Below are 18,147 nucleotides of genomic sequence, written 5' to 3' on the forward strand. Positions count from 1 at the left end.
TAGGCATGGCCTATGTGAAATGGGCGTTCATTATCATCTTCTGGGGCACGATTGCGGCGGTCCTGCAGTACTCGTTGCCGCAGCATGACATTGTGCGCATCGTCAATACCTATGAAGAACGGCAGGATCTGAACGACTGGACCCGGATTTTCTGGTCCGAGCCGCAGGATCAATCCGCGAGCCTGGCCAATCGGGACGTGCAGTTCATTCAGGCTGTGCGCGACAGCGGTAAGCCCATCGTTTATCGAAACGAGGATACCGGCTGGGGCTGGCCCCTCTATTTCAAGTTCGACACAGCCAACCTGTATACCGAAGCCAATGATGCCAAATCGACCAAAGAGAACCCGAAATGGGTGGTTGTTACTCATTACGGCTGGCGTAACGAGTTTCTATCGATATTTCCAAACGCCATCTTCATCAACCATGTGGATGGGCCGGATGCGCGGATTATCCCTTGGTTCAACATCATATTCCTGACGATTTTCGCCGCTTTGGTCTGGGCGATATGGGTGCGCTGGCGCAGGTTCCGGCAAGCCCGGATCGATCCCATGATCGAAAACGTGGAAGATGGGCTTTATGCGGCGGGTGACGCTATTGAAGAACGGTGCACCAGGTTTCGGCGCTGGCTGGACAGCTGGAAGTCAAAATAGAGTGCAAGGGGCGTGCAATCAGCACGCCCTTATTGCGTGAACGGCCCGTCACCTGACGATGAACTCTGCGTGTAACGCGCCCGCTGCCTTTATGGTTTTCAAAATGTCGATCATGTCCTGAGGCGATACGCCTAGTGCATTCAAACCTGCAACCACTTCGGACAGGGTTGTGGCCTCGGGGATTTCGGCAAGACCGGTGCCTTCTTCCTCTTCGATGCCAGCGATGGTGCGGGGTACGACCACTGTTTCACCCCTGGCAAACGGGTTGGGCTGCACGGCAATTGGTGCCTCTTGCACAGTTAACGTCAGATTGCCCTGAGAGACAGCGACGCGCGAAATGCGGACCTCTTGCCCCATTACAATCGTGCCGGAACGCTGATCGACGACGACGCGTGCCTTTGATTCTGGTTCAACCAGTATGTTTTCGATACGCCCGATGGCATGGGCAGTTGACACCGCCTGCGTTGCAGCGACGTTAAGCTCGACCGTGCCGGAATCCCGCATGATGGCCACGGCCCTGTTGAACTCGGTATTGATTGCGGATTCGATCCGCGCGGCAGTGGTGAAATCGGGTTCTCTCAGCGCAAGACGCATTTGGGTCAGGGTCGACAGGTCAAAGTCAATTTCACGCTCAACCCGTGCCCCAGAGGGTATGACACCTGACGTCGGCACCCCACGCACCACCGAAGCGGCCTCACCTTCGGCAGAAACGCCGCCCGCCAGGATTGTGCCCTGGGCAACGGCATAGATTTGACCGTCGGCGGCATTAAGAGGGGTCATAATCAGCGTTCCGCCCAAAAGGCTGCTGGAATCGCCAATGGCCGAAACCGTCACATCGATCTGACCACCTACCCTGGCAAATGGCGGGAGGCTGGCGGTTACAAGAACGGCTGCCACGTTTTTGGGTCGGAAATCTTCGCCGTTTACGTTGACGCCAAGGCGTTCCAGAATGTTGGACATGATTTCTTCGGTGAAAGGCGCATTACGCAAACCATCACCGGTTCCATTCAATCCTACGACAAGACCGTAGCCGACCAGATCGTTGCCGCGCACGCCGTCGAAATCGACCAGGTCCTTCAGGCGTATCGCTCCTGCCCATGCCAAGCTGGGAAGGAAGATCAGAATAAGTATCAGCGCCCTCATCTCAGAAAGTTCACCAGCGAAAGGTTCGCATTGCGAACGGTTACGGAATAGAGGCTTTCCAATTGGAACTGCACCGTTTGCAATTTGGCCGCTGTTTCATAAGGGTCGGCAGCAATCAGTTCGTTTCGGCTGAACTCAAGGCTGGTGCGGGCAGCAGAATTGCGTGTCGCGGCCTCTTCTATTCGAGCCTCTGCCGTGCCGACCTCGGCCCGAAGTCGTACAGTAGCGTCCTGCGCGTTGGCCAGGTCAACACCCAACTGTGTGAACAATGCCGTGCGCTGATCAGGGGAAAGCGCCAAGGTGCTATCTGTAGCTAGCGCAGCCACTGCAACGTCCCGTAGAGCCGCCTTGAAAGCCGGGTCCGTTGCGGTGATCGGCAGCGTGACACTTTCGTTTTCCGAAATCTGCATCGGTGAAAGTGCACTGTTTGCCCCCTGATAAAATACGGCGTCAAACCCGGCCGGGTCATTGAACCAAGTGTCTGCCGCCAGCCGAATATCGGCCACGGTTACAAGCCCGGTAAGTTGCGGTCTAAGCGCCGCCAAAAGATCGCCTGAAGAGGGAAGGGGGGACACATCGGTGGCTGTACCGGAAAACAGGCTGCGTCCACCTACGCGCGTGTTCAACGCCGAGATCATCGTGTCCAGTTCATTTTTCGCCTGCACCGACGCTTGTTCGTGGTTCGCGGGCTGATTTGCGGTTCCAAATGCCAGCAGGGACGCAGTCATGTCTCCGACGGAATCTCCGAAGGTTTGCAGGCTTAATTGCATGGCATCAGTGAACAGAGCCGCCTCAGACGTTGCTATGCCAAACGCGTCGAGGCGGGCAAGGCTACGATCCAGATCGAGAAGTTGCGAATAATCGCCCCCCAACCGGCCCGAGATATCTTGTACCTGTCCGGTGGACATCTCAAACGAAAGCGTTTCGATCTGTGTTTTTATGTCCGTGGCACGTGTGCGCAGGGTCATACCGCGCGCCAGATCACCGATTGAAGTCAATGTCATCATCACAACCTCAGCAGAGTTTCAAGCAGTTCATCCACGACCGAGATGACCCGGGCATTTGCTGCATATGTCTGTTCGACTTGCATCAGACGTTGCAGTTCCTGATCTGTATCCACGCCCTGTTCGGCCTCAATCTGAGCCATTTGCTGTTGCGCCGTGTTGGCGAAGGTCTGGCGTTGATCTGCAAGATGGGCGTTTGTACCGGCTTTGGACAGCAGTGCTTCGGTCAGTTCGGCGGCCCACATGTTTCCTGTGCCGAACAGCCCGCCAGCTACTGGGCGCGCGTCCTTCAGGATATTGCCGAAGGCACGCAGTTGTGCAGATTGTCCGGGATCACCTGCCGCGACGGCGCCCAAACCCGCGCGCAGCTTCCAGCTGTCACCGCCCATGTCGGGATCCACACTCGCGTTGACCGAAACCCGAGAGGCAAGCCCAACAAAAGCTGTGGGATCAAACCGGTTACCATCGTCGGTGAACAGACCGGGATCAGTAGCCAGAGCAGTCGGATCCAGACCGGGTGTCTCGAACCGTTCGATCAAGTCGCGGGCAACGGTGTCGAGCTGAAGTTGAGCCTCAACCGCAAGCTCGTCGCGGATGGTAAACTGCGCCATCAACGCCCCACCACGGATTTGTGCGGTGTCACCGCTGGTGCGCACCGGGTTTCCGTTCATCTCCAGCCCGGACAGAAGGCCATTTGCCACCGTCATGTGCGGCTTGGTTTCACCTGTGATGGCAAAGGTGAACTCTGACGCTTTACCCTCTAGCAGGATCAACCCGCCATCCGAATACAACGAGACCTGTTCGTTGGCGCGCGGCACGACATTGACCGGAATCAGAGCGTTGACCTGATCAATCAGAACATGCCGCTGGTCCAGCAGGGCACCAATGTCGCCACCAGAGTTTTTGATGGCTGGAATTTTGGCGTTCAGGTCTTCGATATCCTTCATAGTCTGATTCAGGTTTTCTACTTGAGCACCGATCTTTCGATCTGCATCCGAGCGCGCCTGCCGCACACCTTCAGATGCTGTGTTCAGCGCGTTGGCCAGATCACCTGCCGAACGTGCGACCTGATCCATCCGTTCGATCGAATCCGGCAGGCTGGCTGCCGTTAGGAAACTGTTTTCCAAGTCCGTCAGGCGCGTGGACAATGACGGCCCATTTGCAGGAGACCCCACCAGCTTTTCGAATCTTGCGTGAAAGTCCGATACCGCAGATTGCAGCGCCAGATCTGCGTCAGTGGACCGTCTGTTGGCCGTCAGAACCGGGTCCTGGTGCCGTACTACGCCAACGGTGCGGACGCCGTTGCCGGAAATCTGACTTGTTGCCAGTTCAAGGGATCGGCGCGCATAGCCCGGTGTCAGGGCATTTGCGATGTTCCCGGACACCACGGCGGCCCCTCGGCTGGCCGCCGTCAGCCCACCCAATGCGTTGTTGAGTGCCGTCGACATGTTCATGAGACCGCTCCTTTCCTGGGTTCAGAGCCTGAATCAGCGTTTCAGATTCGTCGTTTCCTGCAGCATTTCATCCACTGTTTGGATCACCGTGGCGCTTGATGAATAAGCACGTTGTGTCTGGATTAGTGAGGTGAGCTCGGTGGCGACGTCTGTGGTGGATTCTTCACGGGCGAAGGAAACAAGGTCACCGGTCGGGCCTTCGCCTGCATTCCAAAGAAAGAAGGTGCCGCTTTCACGGGATGGCGCGTAAGTTTGACTGTCCAGTGCCGTCAGGCCGTTGGGATTGGGAACATCCGCAAGTGGAATCTGGAACATCAGACGGCTGACTCCGGTGTCATAGAACGCATAAACAAACCCGTTTTCATCCACCTGCACACTGGTCATCGTACCAACGGCTGAACCGTCTCGTGTGATCGAGACAGGTGCAAATGTATCGGAGAGTTGGGTAATGCCATCAGAGTCCCCGATCATACCGATATTGATCTCCATCGGACCTCCGGCAACGTTGACCATGACGCTGCCTGTCGTTGGATCATATGCACCGCCTGAAACTGCCGTGACGCTGGCCAGGGTACCGCCTGCTGTCCGGTTGTCGGTGAAGGTCAACGTGTATTCTCCGATGATTGCCCCGCCAGAAGCGGAGTCGCGCAGAACCATCGTCCATTCATTACTGCTGCCCGTCGCCGGAACGGTCGGGATCAGTTCGATGTCCACACTTTCGGATTTGCCGAGATTGTTAAAGTATTCGACAGACAAGGGCTGAATATCACCCGGAGCGCCCGCATCCGTAGCGGTGGCCGGCAGATTCATGCGCAGGTTCATTTCCGTCGTAGGAGAGCCTGACAGCTGATTGACGCTTAGTTGAATGGGTTCAAGGGCGGCTGGTGTGTCACGCGGTACAGACGGGATGGTTCCGTCCGGTGCTGCGCGCCATCCCAGAAGAACAAGGTTCAATTCGGTCACCAGATACCCTTCTTCATTGGTGCGGAAAGATCCGGTTGTGGTCAGCAGCATCTCATTCGAGTTGTTGTCGATCTGCGAACTGGGACGCACCGGCAGCATCCCGCGCCCGCGCACGGCGAGGTCAGTGGAATTGCTGGTTGTTACCAAAGGTCCGCGCTGATCGATCATGCGCTGGCTTGTCGTGCGCACACCGCCTGCCGAGTAGCTGCCGCCCTGACCCGATGTGACCATCGAATGAAAATCGGTTTCGACCCGTTTGTACCCATAGGTCGAGGAATTCGCGATATTGTCAGAAATCGTCGCTAGCTTGTTGGCGTTGGCCTTCAGCGCCGCCACACCGGCATTGAGCGAAGAGGAAATGGTCATTGGCGCGCCCTTCTGTTGCGTCAGTCGTTGATGCAACAGGTAACGTGCTGCCCCTTAACAGCGCGCTAACATGTAAAATGCGTTCTATCCTTTAAGGCTGGCGTAGGAAGATCACCTCGACCCTGTTGTTCCGCGCTGCCATTGGGTTGTTGGCAAACAATTCCCGGTCTGCGTGACCCGTGACGCGATCCATTCGTTGCGCCTTGACGCCTTTGTCTTGCAACAACTGACGCAATTTCTGCGCTCGGGTTGTCGACAGATTCCATGCTGTGTTGCGCACCTGAACTACCGGTGATGCGCTTACATGTCCCTCAACGGCGATGGGATTTGTCACCAAATCCGAAGATCGGGCGATGATCAGCGCCAGTGCCCTTAGAAAACGGGTGGGGGTCGCGGATCCTGATTCGAACAATTCCTGGTCCTCGGTGTCGAAAAGTTCAACGACAAGCCCTTCATCGGTCACGCGCGTAACGATATGCTTGAGCAGCTTGTCCGACACCTCGCTTTCACCGGTACGCCCCAGCAGCTTTGCCTCAAGCGTTGAGAAATCTTCTTTGTTGCCTTTGCCGCCACCCCTGGCATCCACACCGATTGAGCCGCGGGCCTGGCGCGATTCAGTTGCGTGTGTGTTTGTGGCACCCAGGCCATCTCGTATCAGGGTATCTTCGGACAGCATACTGTCACCACCAAAGGCACCGTCACCCCCACCGGATTCCGGACTAAGTGGGATCGTCGGCGCAAAATAGTCCGCCAACCCCTTGCGTTGCTGTTCCGTTGTCGCGTTAAGCAGCCACATCAACATGAAGAAGGCCATCATGGCCGTAACAAAGTCGGCATACGCGACTTTCCACGCGCCACCATGGTGGCCATCGCCACCTGATACACGCTTCTTCTTGATGATGATTGGCGCCGCATTGGTTTGCGCACCCATCTCCACCACCTTTTTATCACCCGACTCTGTGACTAGCAGCGCAGGTCTTAAGGTGGCCTTAACACTTAAAACTGTTCAGAATTCCCTTAACGCGGCACCCCAGCCGAGGCACGGCGCAGAATCAGAGACAGGCGGTTAAAACTGTTTTCGATCCCTTCCGGGTCCAGCTTGCCAAAAAACGCATCCAATTCGTCATGAACACGCACTGCCTGATCCAAAAGCGGATCAGACCCTTCGGAATACAGCCCGGCCTTTATCATGACCTCTGACTGTTCGTAGCTGCCGACAAGTTTGCGGGTTTCCGCAATCATCTGGTTCTCGGCCTCGGATGCGGCGGCGGGTAAGCTGCGAGACACAGATCTGCTAAGGTCAATCGCCGGGAAACGCCCGCGTTCGGCAATGTCCCGGCTAAGCACTATATGCCCATCCAATACGCCGCGCAGAATGTCTGCGACAGGTTCATCCATGTCGGACCCGGCCACCAGAACGCTGAACACAGCCGTAATGTCCCCCTGATCTTGTGCGCCCGGTCCTGCGCGTTCGCACAAGTTGGCAATCAAGGGCGTAACCGAAGGCGGATATCCCCGCAAAGAAGGTGATTCCCCCATTGCGACGGCAATTTCCCGGTGCGCTTCGGCAAAACGGGTCACAGAATTGGCCAGAAACAGAACGTTCAGGCCCTTATCGCGCAAGAATTCTGCTGCCGACATCGCCGACCACGCGCAACGTCTGCGCGACAAGGCCGACTGGTCCGAGGTGGCGGCAATGACGATGGTTCGTTTCATGGCCTCGGGACCGATCGCGTGGGCGACAAACTCATTCACTTCGCGCCCCCGTTCACCAACCAGAGCGACCACGACCGCTTCGGCCTGCATGGAGCGTGCGAGGGTCGACAGGAGTGTGGACTTCCCAACGCCCGATCCGGCAAACAACCCGACCCTCTGACCACGTACAATCGGCAGCAATGTATTGAGAACGGACAAACCTGTGGGCATTCTCTGTCCCAACGGTTTGCGCGAAACGGCAGGCGGCGGAGCCTGCATGATATCGCGTTCCTGCGCCCCGTTCAGCAGAGGTTTCCCGTCCAGAGGTTTGCCAAAAGGATCGATGACGCGCCCCAACCAATGCAGGCTCGGCGCAAAGTCAGGAGAAGGGTCAAGGTACACGCGGTCCCCCAGGCTGACACCATCTGGTGCAGCGCCTGGTAACATATGAACATGATCCGCATCCACGTGCAGAACTTCACCGGAGACATCAGGTCCCGAGCGCCGCTGCAATGTAAGTTGGTCGCCAACTCGCGCGTGACTGTTCAGGCCGCTGATCTCGATCAACCCTTTTGCAACTCCGCTGACCAGCCCCACATGACGAACCGAAGTCATCCTGTCGAATTCATGTTTCAGAAGCATAGGGTCGAGATCGGACATTGTGGGTTCTCCAACTGAGTTCTGAAAACGGTTTCTAAAGGAATCGGGGTTAAGCCTTGATTGAAATTGATCGAGGGAGAAGCCCCGATGTTCTATGACCTGAACGTCTTTAAGACCGCGTACGCAATGGCAACCCATGCCGGGCAACGGCAGGCGGTCATTGCGCGCAACATGGCCAATGCGGATACGCCCGGCTACCGGACGCGCGATATCGAATCCTTCAAGAAAGCTTTTGAAACCTCACAGCGTGAAGCGACTATGACCGCCACGCGACAGGGTCATCTGCACGGAGGTTCCGATGCAAAAAGCTGGGCCGAGTTTGATGCAATCTCTTCGAGTGATCCCAATGGCAACGGCGTGTCCTTGGAAGAAGAGATGCTGAAATCGGTTGAGGTCAAGCGCCAGCATGACCGGGCTTTGGCGATCTACAAATCTTCGATGAATATTCTGCGCACCAGCCTGGGTCGCGGTTGAGGGGCAAGTAGATGAGCGATTTTTCCCACTCTCTGACCGCATCCGCCAGCGCCCTGCGTGCGCAAGCCGCCCGCTTGCGTCACGTGTCCGAAAACATCTCAAACGCGGATACGCCCGGTTATCGGCGCAAAACTGTGCCGTTTGAAACCGTGCAAAAAGATGGGCGCGACATGGTGCAGGCGGGTCGAGTGACGCTCGATCGGCGTGACCTGAGCCGGATTTACGATCCTGCCCACCCGATGGCCGACGAAAGTGGCCACTATCAGGGATCGAATGTCGATCTGATGATCGAAATCGCTGACGCGCGTGAGGCGCAGCGCAGCTACGAAGCCAATCTCAAGATGTTTGATCAGACACGGCAGATGTCGTCGTCGTTGATGGAATTGCTCAGAAAATAAAGGACAGCCAGAATGGACATCCGATCCCTGACCGCCGCACAGAACTATGCCGGCGCCCGCCCCGCAACACAGGCCGATCCCGAACATACCGGGCTGGCGCAGGGGCTGAAGGCCAGTTTCCAGGACTTTGCGGCCACATTGAAACACAGCGAGCAGATGTCTCAGACCGCGATGGTCGGGCAGGCCGATCCCCATGCGTTGGTGCAAGCTCTGGCGCAGACCGAACTGGCCGTTGAGACGGCCGTGATCGTGCGCAACAAAGTGGTCGAGGCGTATCAGGAAATCCTGCGTATGCCGGTCTGACGCGATGCTGAGCGAAGGTCTTTTCTATGACATCGTACGTCAGGCTCTTTGGGTCGCGGTGATCACATCGGTCCCAATTCTGGCTGTTGCCTTGGTTTCGGGCCTGATCGTCGGGCTGTTTCAGGCGCTGACGTCGATTCAGGAAATGACACTGACCTTTGTTCCCAAGCTGATCGCCATCGTTGTCGTGTTCTGGATCTCGATGGGGTTCATGACACAGACCCTTGTCACGTTTTTTACCGGAACACTTGTCCCTTTGATTGCAGGAGGTCGCTGATGGACACTGCCTATGTCACCCTGTCCCGCCAGTCCGGTTTGATGAGCGAAATGCGCCTGGTGGCGAACAATATCGCCAACGCCAACACAACGGGTTATCGCCAGCAAGGTCTGGTGTTTTCCGAGTTCATTCAGGACATGCCTAAAAGCCCTTCGCTGTCCATGAGCCGGGCCGAAGCACGCAACACATCGTTGCGGCAAGGCGTGCTGACGGAAACCGGCGGCCAGTTTGATTTTGCCATCGAAGGTGATGGGTTTTTCATGCTCGAAACGCCTGATGGAAATCGGCTGACGCGCGCCGGCAGTTTCTCACCCAATGCGGAAGGGGATTTGGTTGCAATGGATGGCGCACGCGTGATGGACGCCAACGGTGCCCCGGTATTTATCCCGCCCGATGCAGCCACAATTGATGTCGGAAGCGACGGAACCCTGAGTGTCGATGGGCAATTGTTGGGTCAGTTAGGCGTTTTTAACGTCGGTGACCCCAAGACCCTCGTCCGCGAAGGTAACACCCGTTTTCGTACGGAAGAGGCCATAGACCCGGTCGACGAGCCGGTTGTTCTTCACCGTTTTCTTGAAGGCTCCAACGTCAATGCCATCGAGCAGGTGACCCGTCTGGTTGAGATCCAGCGGGCCTATGAATTGGGGCAGAGTTTTCTGGAAAGCGAAGACAAGCGGGTGCGCGGGGCGCTTGACGCCCTGATGCGCTGATCAGAACAAGGAGAGTATGAAATGCGAGCCCTTAAAATTGCCGCCACCGGAATGAGTGCGCAACAGATGCGGGTTGAGACGATCTCGAACAACCTGGCGAATATGAACACCACCGGCTACAACGCCCGGCGGGCCGAGTTCGCAGATTTGCACTATCAACAGATGGCACGGGCCGGAGCTGTCAATGCGTCGGACGGCACAGTCCTGCCCACTGGGATTCAGCTGGGTCTGGGTGTGCGACCCGCCGCTGTAACGGTGCAGCTGGAACAGGGCGCTTTGTCGGCCACTGGCAGTGACCTGGATGTTGCGATCGAAGGTCGCGGATATTTAGAGGTGACGCTTCCAAGCGGCCAGACAGCCTATACACGCGATGGCAGCCTGAAACGTTCGGCCGAAGGTCTGATTGTCACCTCTGATGGATTTGCGGTATCGCCAGAAATCACTGTCCCTGACGACGCGCGGTCGATTTCGATCAACGCAGGCGGCGAAGTTTACGCCTATTTCGACGACGCTCCGGAAGGTCAGCTGCTGGGAGAGTTCACGCTTGCCAGCTTCTCGAACGCCAAGGGGCTTGAGGCAATCGGAAGCAATTTGTTCAAAGAAACCGAAGCGTCTGGTGCTCCGGTTTTGGGCACGCCAGGCGAAGATGGTTTGGGGACCATACGACAGGGTTATTTGGAAGACAGCTCGGTTGATGCCGTGCGCGAGGTGACAGAACTGATTGAAGCGCAGCGCGGCTATGAAATGAACGCCAAAGTCATTTCGGCTGTCGACCAGATGATGAGCGCAACAACACAGGTGCGCTGATGCGAGTTCTCTTTCTGGGCCTGGTAATGCTGATCCCATTTGCTGCGCATTCTGACATCGTGGTCTCAACCCGAACGATAAGGGCAAAAGAGATCATTGCCGCTGTGGATCTGGAAATGAAATCGACAGAAATCCACGGCGCAGTGACGGATCCCAACGTCTTGATCGGGCAGGAAGCCCGAGTGGCTCTTTACCCCGGCAGACCCATTAGAAGCGTGGATGTTGGTCCGCCCGCTGTAGTGGATCGCAACGACCTTGTTGTTCTGGTGTTCAACAGCCAACCCTTGTCAATCACAACAGAGGGCCGGGCCTTGGGGCGCGGCGCAGTCGGCGACCGCATTCGGGTTATGAACCTTTCGTCCAGAACAACGGTAACAGGCCGAATCCGTCCGGATGGCCAAATCGAGGTGCAGTGATGTCCAGAATTCCAAAAACTCTTATTCTGACGGCGTTTGCCTTGGCTGCGTGCGGGCGGCTGGATCACTTGGGCAAACCACCGAGTTTTACGCCAAATGAAGACTCACCGGAACAGGTGGCCATGCTGTGGCCGGGCCTGCCGTTGCACACGCAACCTCAGCGCAACGTGGACCGATCCTCACTTTGGAGTGGCGGTCAGCAATCTTTGTTGGGTGATCAGCGGGCGATCAAGAAAGGGGATATCCTGACCGTTGTAATCGAGCTGGATGAAGAGGCCGAGATATCCAATGACACGCGGCGCTCCAGATCCGGGTCCGAAGAGTTGGGGGTTGGTAGTTTCTTTGGCCTGCCGCAACGCGTACAAAAGAATTTGCCGGAAGGCGCGTCCTTGGACGACGCCGTCGCAATCGAGTCGGACTCCTCAAGCTCGGGGCGCGGATCCGTCCGGCGGAACGAGAAGCTGACTCTGCGCGTGGCTGCTACGGTGCTGGATGTGTTGCCGAATGGCGTGCTGGCTATATCGGGCTCGCAGGAACTGCGCGTCAATTTCGAACTGCGCGAGCTTTTGGTGGCCGGCTATGTTCGCCCACAAGACATCTCGCGTCAGAACGAAATCACCTATGACAAGATCGCGTCTGCGCGGGTGTCTTATGGCGGTCGGGGGCAGATTACGGATGTTCAGCAACCCCGTTACGGCCAGCAAATCCTTGATTCTCTTCTTCCATTCTGAGGTGCAGGTGTGATTGCAAAGCTGGCACCCGTTATTTTTCTCGTCGTCGGATTGGGCGCAGGTGTCGGAGCAGGTCTGTTTCTGGCGCCTCCACAAAAGTCTGGGGACAGTGCAGACGAAAAGGTCGATGCTTATGAGGGAAAAGCCGATAGCAAAAAACCAGACAAGCCCAAGACCTCGGAAACAAAAGACAAAGACGGCGACTATGGGTTTCTGAAGATGACCAAGCAGTTTGTCGTCCCCGTTGTGAAAGACGACGCGATAGACGCCATGGTCACGATGACGCTTAGCCTGGAGGCTGATCCAGCCATTACCGACAGGTTCTATGCGATCGAGCCGAAATTGCGTGACGCTTTTCTTCAGGTTTTGTTTGACCACGCAAATACGGGTGGTTTCGACGGGATTTTCACGGAATCCGGCAATCTGGATATCCTGCGTAAATCCTTGTTGGAGGCGGCGCGCAAAGATCTGGGCGATGACGTCACGAAAGTGCTGATCCAGAGTGTAAACCGTCAGGATATCTGAGCGTGATTGGTCGGTTATTCGGCCAGCTTTCGGGCCGTATAACGGCGTTGCTCCTGCTGCATTTGCTTAATCAGCGCGTCGATGGCTTGTTTACGCCCGAATGCCAAACGAAGCGCTTCTAACCTTGCAAGTTTCTGAGCCCGAATTTGGGCGAGTTGCATATTGAGCTGCCGCCGCGTGGTGGATTCCCAGCCGTTCCAAAGAATATCGGTTCCTGAAATCTGATAGCCTTCGGTTTGGCGACTTTCTGTTCGCACCTGGTTCAACTGGGTATCAAGTTTCAACAGCTGCTGCTGAATTCTGGCTTCGGCCTCCAGAATTGGACGCAGCTGTTGAAACTGCTTTTGAAACGCGGCGTCGGTCACCTTTTCCAATGGCAGAATTTGATTACTTTTCATCTGATCTGCTCACTGGCGCGCTTTCGCATCGTTTCAGCAAACCGGATCGCAGCCGCGACCGGCCGGTAGTGTTCTTCGGGGATCTCCTGACCGATTTCGACGGTTGCGTGCAGCGCGCGCGCTGTTGGTGGGTCCGAGTGGACCGGAACTCCGGCCTCGGCTGCGACAGAGCGAATGACTGCGGCCACCTCGTCCACGCCCTTGGCGACACACACAGGCGCGCTGCCCACGGTTCTGGACCATTTCAACGCGACAGCAAAATGCGTCGGGTTGACGATCACGACATCTGCATCTGGCACATCTGACATCATCTGGTTGGTCGCAATCTCTTGCGCACGTTGACGGCGTTGCTGTTTGATGTGGGGATCACCTTCGGCGTCCTTGGTTTCGTCTTGAATTTCTTTTCGCGACATTCGGTTCTTGCGCATGTGCTCGGCGTATTGCCAAAGGAAATCAACAACGCCGATGGCTAGGGCGATCGCGATCACAATGAACAGAAAGCGGAACAAAAGATTCATCATCAAAAGAATGGATGACTTGGCCGGAGCTGCACTGGCCGAAAGGATCTCGGTCAGATTTGCCTTAAGAAACAGGGTAAGGCAGGTGCTGTAGATCACCAGCTTGACTGCGCTTTTGGCAAATTCAAACAGTCCACCGCGACCAAATTTGTTTTTGGCGTTTGATATAAGCGAGATGCGCGAAAGTTTTGGCTTAAGCTTGCTGGGCGCAAAAATCAGGGCGCGCTGGGCGATCAGGTTCAGCAATACCGATGCAGCGGGCAGGCAGAATAGTAACGCGACAGGCAGCAGAGCACCTTGTAAGATCCCCGCAACCGGAGCGTTTGCCGGGCCGTCAGTCAGCATACGTGTTATTTCGTCGGATTGGTCGATCAACACCATCAAGACGGTGCCCATGTGTTTGACGGTGTATGTTCCAGCCATCATCAGAGCGATCAACAGTCCAGTGTACGCGGCTACGACAGACAGGTCGTTTGATTTCGGAACCTCACCTTTTTCGCGCGCCTTTTGCAGCTTTTGCGGTGTCGGTTCATACGACTTGTCGCTGTCGTCATCACCCGCGTTCATGGTCGTGTCCCGACTGGGTTCACAAAGAATGCCAGCAACGCGTCAGACCAAACGGAAAGGATCAGCGGTGCTCCAGCAAACAAAAGGAACAGTCCAGCGAAGGTGATCGCGGGTGCGCCAACGAAGGCAACCATCAACTGAGGCATGGCCCGATTGATGACGCCCAGCGCAAGGTTGTAGATCAACGAAGCAACGACGAATGGTGTGGCCAGCGCAAAGGCCAGGCCAAAACTGTATGAAACCTGTTGAACACCCCAGCGTGACATATCTGCGGAACCGGGAAGCAAACCTGCTGGAAACAGGGTGTAGCTTTGGATCAGAAATTGCGCGGCTCGCACATGCAAACCCATGATCACAGCCAGGGTCAGCCCTGCGAGGGTCAAGAGGTACCCCATTGCTGGAACAGGGTCGACCGCAGCGCCGCCAAGAAGCTGTGAAAGGGATGTGGACTGCGCCGCGATGGATCCCGCCGTTTGCAGTGCCAGAACGAAAAGGCGCAACCCGATCCCAAGAGCAAGACCAATCAGAGTTTCGGTGGCCACCAAGCGAACCATGGTCCACAGGCCGGGTTCAAAACCAATGGATGGGATTGCAGGCAGGATGATCAGAGTAAAGGCAACCGAAATACCCAGTTTGAGCCCGATGGGAATGCTGCGTTCGCCAAAGGCGGGCAACAACGAAACAAGGGCGGATACACGCAGAAACACGACAAAACTCTGCCAGAGGGCGTCGGAGAGCTGTGACAGCAATTCTGGTGGCAGCGCAATCACGCCGGAACGGTTCCAACCAGCGCAGGCTTGGCTTCGAGACCGATTTCCTCAAACGACAGAACCGGATTGGCGATACCCCGTGCATGCATGATCGTGCGCAGCAATCGCCGCCGCCGGGTCGAGGTTACAATGGCGGGAAACAGGCCGCTATCTGCTGACTTTGCGACGCTGCTCACCACACCGTCGGCCAGTTTGTTGAACAGGTTGGGCGGCAGCGCCACATCCAAACCGGCGGTGGGGGCGTCGATCTGGTAGGTGGCAAACGTGTCCTCCCATTCGGGCGCCAGTTGGATCAGCGGGATCGAGCCGTCCTCGCGTTTCATGTCCGCGACCAGTTGAAAGCCCAGGCGCTGGCGCACCAGTTCACAGATGCCTTCCGGTTGCGTGGTGGTCAGCCGTGCTTCGGCCACGCTTTCCAGGATTAGGGCCATGTTTCGGATCGACACACGTTCATCCAGAAGCAGGCGCAGAACCGCGTGCAGGGTGTCGATTGGCACTTTGTCCGGGATGAGCTCGTCCAGCAATTTGCGGTTGGCTTCGGCGCGGACAGGGTCGCTTAGGCGTGTCATTTCAGACAACAGGCGACGCAGGGACTTCAACGTAAGAAGACGCGAGAAATTCTGTTTGATAATTTCAAGCAGATGGGTTGCCAAAATTTCCGGAGGAGAGACGATGGTTGCGCCGCTTAGCGCTGCATCTTCCTGATGTTTAGGTAGGATCCAGCGGGCTGGCGCCCCGTATACGGGCTCGGTCACGTCGTTGCCTTCGGGCAGCAAATCGAACTCGTCCTGCACAAGGGCCAAAACCAGATCGGGATTGAGAACGCCGCGCGCCTGTTCGACGCCCTGAACTTTGATCACATAGGCCCCAGTCGGCAGATCGGCGCGGTCTGTCAGGCGAATTTCTGGCAGGATCAGGCCAAAGGTCGACGCTACATAGGTGCGCATATTGGCGATCCGGGCGTCCAGACCGGTGCCGGGGTTCAATACCATGCTGACCAGATCAGGGGCGAATTCAAGATGCACGTCATCCAGATCAAGAATATCCCCGATGGCTTGAGACACCGGAGTTTCCGTGGCAGTCGAAGGCAGCTGTATCGAGGTTTCTTCCTCTTGCCGCTTGCGGTGAACGGTATAAGCCGCATATCCCAAAACACCCGCCCCAAGAATGAAGGGCAGAAATGGCAGTCCGGGCACCAACGCAAACAGGACCATCAGGACCGCCACGGTGGACAGAGCCGCAGGATGGCGACCCAATTGCGAAAAGATGGCGGTGTCTGTGGCGCCTTGCGTGCCACCGCGCGCCAGCAGCAACGCCGAAGCGATAGAGATGATCACGGCCGGGATTTGCGACACCAACCCGTCGCCAACGGTCAGAATCGCATAGGTCTCGAAAGCGGACGCAACGGGCATGCCGTGTACGATCACGCCCATGATCAGGCCCATCACAAGGTTTAGCAAGGTGATCAGAAGACCGGCAATGGCGTCGCCTTTCACGAATTTTGACGCCCCGTCGAGCGAGCCAAAAAACGTCGTTTCCTGCTGTTCGCGTTCGCGCCGCTCTTTGGCTTGTTGATGGTCGATAGCCCCTGCAGACATATCGCTGTCAATGGCAAGTTGCTTGCCCGGCATTCCGTCCAGTGCAAAACGTGCACCCACCTCAGCCATGCGGGCAGCACCTTTGGTGATGACCATGAAGTTCACGATCAGCAAGATGCCAAACACCACAAGTCCCAGAAATATACTGCCGCCCATGACGAAATTGGCAAATCCTTCGATGACATCGCCTGCTGCATTTGGACCTGTATTTCCTTGTCCGATGATCAATTTCGTCGAAGATACATTCAACGAAAGCCGCAGCATGAGCGAGGCCAGCAGGATCGTCGGGAAGGATGAGAAATCCAGCGGGCGTTCAATGAACAAGGTCAGAGTAAATATCAGGATGGCCAAAGCAAATGAGGCGGCCAGCCCTACATCCAGCACCCAGGCAGGCATCGGCAGGATCATCATCACGATGACTGTCATCAAAGCCACTGCCAGAAGAACCGTGGGCGAAAAAAGGGACCAGGCGTCGATTTTGGGCACGCGGAACTCCTAGTTGAAGGCGATGAACGCGGTGGCGCTGCTTGCTGCAGGAACCAGGGACCCCAGCGCACCGGTTTCATGCGCAGTCTTTTGCGATGGGATTAATGGGGTTCCAACTCTTGTGAACGGATCACTGGGTGTGGTCGCAACCTGAGGTTGAGTTGAGCCGTCGAGTCGGTGCAGCACGGTCTGAAAACGCTTCGTATAGGCTTTGGCCAGCGAGTCGGTTCGGGAATGATAGGCTCCGGCGGCGGCGGGCCACGAACCAAGCTCAGCGTACAGGTCTTTCAGAAAGCGGGCGGCGTATGTTGCGTTCTCAACAGGGTCGAACATCGCGTCGAGTGAGCGAAAACCCTTGCCATGCCAGCGGTAGTTAATCTGGAAACAGCCCACATCAAAGCTGCGCGCGCCTGCTTTGAAAATCTTGAACACATAGGTTTTGGCCTCGCTTTCAGAGGGGAACCAATACCCTTTACCTTCAACGTTGATGGTCCACGGCCAGGGCAGAAACTGCCCGTCCAATGTACGACCCGTTTCAACACGTGAGATCGCGCGCAGAACGTCCAGCGGTACCCCTTCGGACAACGCCGCACGCCGTGCAGCCTGATCACACAGATCCCCGGTGTGCGCATTGGGCATGGCAAAGCCTGCCTGGACTGCAGCCACAAGCATGAGCATGAAAAAGAACGGGATCTTTTGAATTGGCATTCTGCCGGTCCGGGATTCTGATCTGTCCCGGCCAAGCTAGCCAATGATCGGTTTACAGAGAGTTATCGGCGCTTCAATTTCGATCAATCCTGCGCCCGAAGACAACGCTGGTATTGGTGCGCAGGACGCCGGGTATCTTGGCCAGGTCGTCGACCAGAATGTCCAGATCTTCCAACCGGGGTGCCTCAGCCGAAAGCATCAGATCAAATTCACCATTGATGGACAGGCACAACTTAACCTCAGGATAAGCTTCAAGCCGCTTGATAATACGGGTCGTTTCTTTCTGCTGCACCTCAAGCATAACGATGACCTGCACTTTGGGAGTGTCTTCCGTTGACCCAAGGCGCACGGAATACCCCGTGATCACGCCGCGTTGCTCCATCCGGTTGATCCGTTCGTGAACTGTCGTACGGGCCACACCCAGCGTGGCCGCAATCTGCGTGGTCGAGGCCCGGGCATTGGCTTGCAGGGCGGCGATAATGCGGCGGTCTAGCTGGTCCATTGGGGCTCCGGCTGATGGATGCGG

22 protein-coding genes are annotated in these 18,147 nt (G+C 56.5%); 10 read left to right on the plus strand and 12 right to left on the minus strand.

The genetic code is table 11. The features are described 5' to 3' along the window. The first annotated feature begins 5 nt into the window (after window positions 1-5). Complete coding sequence (locus ACXADZ_RS00255; protein ID WP_475191702.1) at window positions 6-650, plus strand: DUF1523 family protein; 645 nt, start codon at window positions 6-8, stop codon at window positions 648-650. 48 nt (window positions 651-698) lie between these two features. On the opposite strand, the gene ACXADZ_RS00260 is transcribed toward ACXADZ_RS00255, so the two are convergent. From ACXADZ_RS00260 to ACXADZ_RS00285, 6 genes are all read right to left on the minus strand, one after another. Next, complete coding sequence (locus ACXADZ_RS00260; protein ID WP_171096555.1) at window positions 699-1,793, minus strand: flagellar basal body P-ring protein FlgI; 1,095 nt, start codon at window positions 1,791-1,793, stop codon at window positions 699-701. Next, window positions 1,790-2,797: a flagellin gene (locus ACXADZ_RS00265; RefSeq protein ID WP_475191705.1), complete on the minus strand. Its 1,008-nt coding sequence runs from the start codon at window positions 2,795-2,797 to the stop codon at window positions 1,790-1,792. The genes ACXADZ_RS00260 and ACXADZ_RS00265 overlap by 4 nt, the downstream gene beginning before the upstream one ends. Before the next feature lie 2 nt (window positions 2,798-2,799). Further along, window positions 2,800-4,251 carry a flagellar hook-associated protein FlgK gene (gene flgK, locus ACXADZ_RS00270; RefSeq protein ID WP_475191709.1) on the minus strand — a complete coding sequence of 484 codons (1,452 nt, stop codon included), beginning with the start codon at window positions 4,249-4,251 and terminating at the stop codon, window positions 2,800-2,802. A gap of 33 nt (window positions 4,252-4,284) precedes the next feature. Next, window positions 4,285-5,580: a flagellar hook protein FlgE gene (locus ACXADZ_RS00275; RefSeq protein WP_475191712.1), complete on the minus strand. Its 1,296-nt coding sequence runs from the start codon at window positions 5,578-5,580 to the stop codon at window positions 4,285-4,287. Window positions 5,581-5,671: 91 nt separating this feature from the next. Further along, complete coding sequence (locus ACXADZ_RS00280; RefSeq protein WP_475191714.1) at window positions 5,672-6,511, minus strand: flagellar motor protein MotB; 840 nt, start codon at window positions 6,509-6,511, stop codon at window positions 5,672-5,674. An 86-nt stretch (window positions 6,512-6,597) separates the two neighbouring features. Next, window positions 6,598-7,935, minus strand: coding sequence for a FliI/YscN family ATPase (locus ACXADZ_RS00285; protein ID WP_475191717.1), 1,338 nt, complete (start codon window positions 7,933-7,935; stop codon window positions 6,598-6,600). Between the two features lie 87 nt (window positions 7,936-8,022). On the opposite strand from ACXADZ_RS00285, the gene ACXADZ_RS00290 reads away from it, so the two are divergent. From ACXADZ_RS00290 to ACXADZ_RS00330, 9 genes are read left to right on the plus strand one after another with little or no spacing between them, the layout of a single operon-like run. Next, entirely contained in the window at window positions 8,023-8,409 is a 387-nt protein-coding gene (locus ACXADZ_RS00290) for a FlgB family protein (protein WP_475191719.1), read from the plus strand. Between the two features lie 11 nt (window positions 8,410-8,420). Next, window positions 8,421-8,807 carry a flagellar basal body rod protein FlgC gene (gene flgC / locus ACXADZ_RS00295; protein WP_475191720.1) on the plus strand — a complete coding sequence of 129 codons (387 nt, stop codon included), beginning with the start codon at window positions 8,421-8,423 and terminating at the stop codon, window positions 8,805-8,807. 12 nt (window positions 8,808-8,819) lie between these two features. Then, window positions 8,820-9,110: a flagellar hook-basal body complex protein FliE gene (gene fliE, locus ACXADZ_RS00300; RefSeq protein WP_475191722.1), complete on the plus strand. Its 291-nt coding sequence runs from the start codon at window positions 8,820-8,822 to the stop codon at window positions 9,108-9,110. 4 nt (window positions 9,111-9,114) lie between these two features. Then, window positions 9,115-9,387 carry a flagellar biosynthetic protein FliQ gene (locus tag ACXADZ_RS00305; RefSeq protein WP_171621143.1) on the plus strand — a complete coding sequence of 91 codons (273 nt, stop codon included), beginning with the start codon at window positions 9,115-9,117 and terminating at the stop codon, window positions 9,385-9,387. Then, on the plus strand, window positions 9,387-10,097 hold the full coding sequence (locus ACXADZ_RS00310) for a flagellar hook-basal body complex protein (RefSeq protein WP_475191727.1): 711 nt from the start codon (window positions 9,387-9,389) through the stop codon (window positions 10,095-10,097). Before ACXADZ_RS00305 ends, ACXADZ_RS00310 begins: the two co-directional genes overlap by 1 nt. 21 nt (window positions 10,098-10,118) lie before the next feature. Then, a complete protein-coding gene (flgG, locus tag ACXADZ_RS00315) occupies window positions 10,119-10,904 on the plus strand; it encodes a flagellar basal-body rod protein FlgG (RefSeq protein WP_475191730.1) in 786 nt (261 codons plus the stop codon). Next, window positions 10,904-11,320, plus strand: a complete 417-nt coding sequence (flgA, locus tag ACXADZ_RS00320; RefSeq protein ID WP_475191733.1) for a flagellar basal body P-ring formation chaperone FlgA — start codon at window positions 10,904-10,906, stop codon at window positions 11,318-11,320. The genes flgG and flgA overlap by 1 nt, the downstream gene beginning before the upstream one ends. Beyond that, a complete protein-coding gene (gene flgH, locus ACXADZ_RS00325) occupies window positions 11,320-12,051 on the plus strand; it encodes a flagellar basal body L-ring protein FlgH (RefSeq protein WP_475191735.1) in 732 nt (243 codons plus the stop codon). Before flgA ends, flgH begins: the two co-directional genes overlap by 1 nt. Window positions 12,052-12,060: 9 nt before the next feature. Further along, window positions 12,061-12,576, plus strand: a complete 516-nt coding sequence (locus ACXADZ_RS00330) for a flagellar basal body-associated protein FliL (protein ID WP_475191737.1) — start codon at window positions 12,061-12,063, stop codon at window positions 12,574-12,576. 14 nt (window positions 12,577-12,590) lie between these two features. Here ACXADZ_RS00330 and ACXADZ_RS00335 read toward each other — a convergent pair whose 3' ends face one another. From ACXADZ_RS00335 to ACXADZ_RS00360, 6 genes are all read right to left on the minus strand, one after another. After that, the gene (locus ACXADZ_RS00335; RefSeq protein ID WP_475198431.1) at window positions 12,591-12,941 is read right to left on the minus strand and encodes a hypothetical protein; all 351 of its coding nucleotides are present in this window, start codon (window positions 12,939-12,941) and stop codon (window positions 12,591-12,593) included. A gap of 29 nt (window positions 12,942-12,970) precedes the next feature. Beyond that, the gene (locus ACXADZ_RS00340; protein WP_475191739.1) at window positions 12,971-14,059 is read right to left on the minus strand and encodes an EscU/YscU/HrcU family type III secretion system export apparatus switch protein; all 1,089 of its coding nucleotides are present in this window, start codon (window positions 14,057-14,059) and stop codon (window positions 12,971-12,973) included. After that, on the minus strand, window positions 14,056-14,829 hold the full coding sequence (locus ACXADZ_RS00345; protein ID WP_475191743.1) for a flagellar biosynthetic protein FliR: 774 nt from the start codon (window positions 14,827-14,829) through the stop codon (window positions 14,056-14,058). Before ACXADZ_RS00345 ends, ACXADZ_RS00340 begins: the two co-directional genes overlap by 4 nt. After that, complete coding sequence (gene flhA / locus ACXADZ_RS00350; RefSeq protein ID WP_475191746.1) at window positions 14,826-16,913, minus strand: flagellar biosynthesis protein FlhA; 2,088 nt, start codon at window positions 16,911-16,913, stop codon at window positions 14,826-14,828. The genes ACXADZ_RS00345 and flhA overlap by 4 nt, the downstream gene beginning before the upstream one ends. Before the next feature lie 9 nt (window positions 16,914-16,922). Continuing rightward, on the minus strand, window positions 16,923-17,621 hold the full coding sequence (locus ACXADZ_RS00355) for a lytic transglycosylase domain-containing protein (RefSeq protein WP_475191748.1): 699 nt from the start codon (window positions 17,619-17,621) through the stop codon (window positions 16,923-16,925). Window positions 17,622-17,694: 73 nt separating this feature from the next. Next, a complete protein-coding gene (locus ACXADZ_RS00360) occupies window positions 17,695-18,123 on the minus strand; it encodes an Lrp/AsnC family transcriptional regulator (protein WP_171096551.1) in 429 nt (142 codons plus the stop codon). Window positions 18,124-18,147: the final 24 nt, after the last annotated feature.

This window comes from Ruegeria sp. ABM4_193 (assembly GCF_056158705.1).

Excerpts from the sequence above, each read along its gene's own strand:
- flgG (WP_475191730.1), top strand. The coding sequence starts at position 10,119 with ATGCGAGCCCTTAAAATTGCCGCCACCGGAATGAGTGCGCAACAGATG.
- flgC (WP_475191720.1), top strand. The coding sequence starts at position 8,421 with ATGAGCGATTTTTCCCACTCTCTGACCGCATCCGCCAGCGCCCTGCGT.
- flgH (WP_475191735.1), top strand. The coding sequence starts at position 11,320 with ATGTCCAGAATTCCAAAAACTCTTATTCTGACGGCGTTTGCCTTGGCT.
- ACXADZ_RS00265 (WP_475191705.1), bottom strand. The coding sequence starts at position 2,797 with ATGACATTGACTTCAATCGGTGATCTGGCGCGCGGTATGACCCTGCGC.
- ACXADZ_RS00275 (WP_475191712.1), bottom strand. The coding sequence starts at position 5,580 with ATGACCATTTCCTCTTCGCTCAATGCCGGTGTGGCGGCGCTGAAGGCC.
- flgA (WP_475191733.1), top strand. The coding sequence starts at position 10,904 with ATGCGAGTTCTCTTTCTGGGCCTGGTAATGCTGATCCCATTTGCTGCG.
- ACXADZ_RS00260 (WP_171096555.1), bottom strand. The coding sequence starts at position 1,793 with ATGAGGGCGCTGATACTTATTCTGATCTTCCTTCCCAGCTTGGCATGG.
- ACXADZ_RS00280 (WP_475191714.1), bottom strand. The coding sequence starts at position 6,511 with ATGGGTGCGCAAACCAATGCGGCGCCAATCATCATCAAGAAGAAGCGT.
- ACXADZ_RS00355 (WP_475191748.1), bottom strand. The coding sequence starts at position 17,621 with ATGCCAATTCAAAAGATCCCGTTCTTTTTCATGCTCATGCTTGTGGCT.
- ACXADZ_RS00340 (WP_475191739.1), bottom strand. The coding sequence starts at position 14,059 with ATGAACGCGGGTGATGACGACAGCGACAAGTCGTATGAACCGACACCG.
- fliE (WP_475191722.1), top strand. The coding sequence starts at position 8,820 with ATGGACATCCGATCCCTGACCGCCGCACAGAACTATGCCGGCGCCCGC.
- ACXADZ_RS00310 (WP_475191727.1), top strand. The coding sequence starts at position 9,387 with ATGGACACTGCCTATGTCACCCTGTCCCGCCAGTCCGGTTTGATGAGC.
- ACXADZ_RS00285 (WP_475191717.1), bottom strand. The coding sequence starts at position 7,935 with ATGTCCGATCTCGACCCTATGCTTCTGAAACATGAATTCGACAGGATG.
- flgK (WP_475191709.1), bottom strand. The coding sequence starts at position 4,251 with ATGAACATGTCGACGGCACTCAACAACGCATTGGGTGGGCTGACGGCG.
- ACXADZ_RS00290 (WP_475191719.1), top strand. The coding sequence starts at position 8,023 with ATGTTCTATGACCTGAACGTCTTTAAGACCGCGTACGCAATGGCAACC.
- ACXADZ_RS00360 (WP_171096551.1), bottom strand. The coding sequence starts at position 18,123 with ATGGACCAGCTAGACCGCCGCATTATCGCCGCCCTGCAAGCCAATGCC.
- ACXADZ_RS00305 (WP_171621143.1), top strand. The coding sequence starts at position 9,115 with ATGCTGAGCGAAGGTCTTTTCTATGACATCGTACGTCAGGCTCTTTGG.
- ACXADZ_RS00255 (WP_475191702.1), top strand. The coding sequence starts at position 6 with ATGGCCTATGTGAAATGGGCGTTCATTATCATCTTCTGGGGCACGATT.